Raw genomic sequence first — 1,961 nt, 5'->3', positions numbered from 1 at the left:
CTACGTGCGCGGCACCGACAACGCCATCCACGTCAAGGGCTTCTCCAACAACACCTGGGGCGGCTGGCTGTCGCTTGGCGGCAACATGACGTCCTCTCCCACCGCCGTCTCCGACACCCTCAACACCAACCACATCTACGCTCGTGGCACCGACAACGCCGTCTGGGTGAAGGGCTGGGCCAACAACACCTGGGGCCAGTGGGTTTCCATCGGCGGCTCCATGCCGGACTAGGCGCGGCATCCGGCCAACCCGAATAGGAATTGGGTGAAAAAATGCGAATCCAAAAATGGTTGACGGTTGCCGCGACGCTTTTCGTGACTGCTTGCGGTCCCATGAACGAGGGGGACCATGAGCCCGTCATCGACCCGTTCACGGGCCAGGTGCTGCCGCAGGAGCTTGGCACGCAGGACATGCACCGGCTGCTCGAGGATGGAGAAATCTGGGGCGGAGGGAACATCACCGAGGCGGAGGTGCAGGGCTTCCTCAACAAGAAGAGCAGCGGCCTGCGCAACTACCGGGACCCGGCCTACGGCAACCGGCTGGCGGCGGACATCATCGCCAACGTCTCCAAGGCGAGTGGTGTCAGCCCTCTCTACATGCTGGCGCGCATCCAGACGGAGTCGGGCCTCGTCAACAAGACGGTGGCGGACTCCACCAGCCTCACCAAGGCCACCGGCTGCGGCTGCCCGGACGGAGGAGGCTGCAACGTCTCCTACGCGGGCTTCGGCAAGCAGGTGGAGTGCGCCGCGGGCCTCATCCTCACGTACCTGGATGAAATCAACCGCAACGGCCAGTCGCGCACCGGCTGGCGCGTGGGCGTGGCGAAGAACACGCTGGACCCGTGCACGGTGACGCCGCGGAACAAGGCCACCGTGGCCCTCTACACGTACACGCCCTGGGTGGGAGCCTACGCGCAGCAGTGCGGCACCTCGCAGTGGGGCGGCTCGTCGCTGGTGGCGCTCAATCTCCACAACTTCCTGGGCCAGCACACCTGGGGCCAGGGTGGAGGCCTGAACCCGGCGCACAACCACCCGTCGGCGGTGTCGATGGCGGCCGGAACGCAGCAGGTATACATCCGAGGCCCGGGCAACTCGCTGTGGGTGAAGGGCTGGAATGGCAGCGTGTGGGGCAGCTGGCTGGACCTGGGCGGCCAGCTGACGTCCGCGCCGTCCGCCACCTCTCCGGCCCCCGACGTCACGCATGTCTACGTGCGCGGCACCGACAACCAGCTGCACGTGAAGGGCTTCGCCAACAACACCTGGGGCGGCTGGCTGTCGCTCGGCGGCATCCTCACCTCCGGCCCCTCCGCCGTCTCCCCCAACCCCAATGTCACCTGGGTCTTCATCCGCGCCCAGGACAACAGGCTGTGGGTGAAGGGCTGGGCCAACAACACCTGGGGGGACTGGGTGCAGATTGGTGGCGACTTCACCTTCGCCTCCGACCCGTCCGCCGTCTCCATGTCCCCTGGCACCGCTCAGGTGTACGTGCGCGGCCATGACAACGCCCTCTGGGTGCTTGGCTTCGACGGCAACCAGTGGGGCACCTGGGTGAACCTCGGCGGCGCCCTCACCTCCGCCCCCGCCGCCGTCTCCGCCTCCCCCAACTCCACCTTCGTCTACGTGCGCGGCACCGACAACGCCATCCACGTCAAGGGCTTCTCCAACAACACCTGGGGCGGCTGGCTGTCGCTTGGCGGCAACATGACGTCCTCTCCCACCGCCGTCTCCGACACCCTCAACACCAACCACATCTACGCTCGYGGCACCGACAACGCCGTCTGGGTGAAGGGCTGGGCCAACAACACCTGGGGCCAGTGGGTTTCCATCGGCGGCWCCATGCCGGACTAGGCSCGGCATGGTGCCGCCGATGGAAACCCACTGGCCCCAGGTGTTGTTGGCCCAGCCCTTCACCCAGACGGCGTTGTCGGTGCCACGAGCGTAGATGTGGTTGGTGTTGAGGG

1 protein-coding gene and 1 pseudogene are annotated in these 1,961 nt (G+C 66.7%); both read left to right on the top strand.

Going from position 1 to position 1,961, the window contains the following annotated elements; all coding sequences use genetic code 11:
* Positions 1 to 232, top strand: a pseudogene (locus BO221_RS55300) (hypothetical protein); the annotation flags it as partial.
* A gap of 101 nt (positions 233 to 333) precedes the next feature.
* Positions 334 to 1,848, top strand: coding sequence for a hypothetical protein (locus BO221_RS52130; RefSeq protein WP_073568418.1), 1,515 nt, complete (start codon positions 334 to 336; stop codon positions 1,846 to 1,848).
* The last annotated feature ends 113 nt before the right edge of the window (positions 1,849 to 1,961 follow it).

Origin of the sequence: Archangium sp. Cb G35 (genome assembly GCF_001896145.1) — a bacterium.
In the GTDB taxonomy this organism is placed as follows: domain Bacteria; phylum Myxococcota; class Myxococcia; order Myxococcales; family Myxococcaceae; genus Archangium; species Archangium violaceum.
The sequence above is the reverse complement of the archived record's forward strand: the minus strand, read 5'-3'. Positions and strand labels throughout refer to the sequence as shown.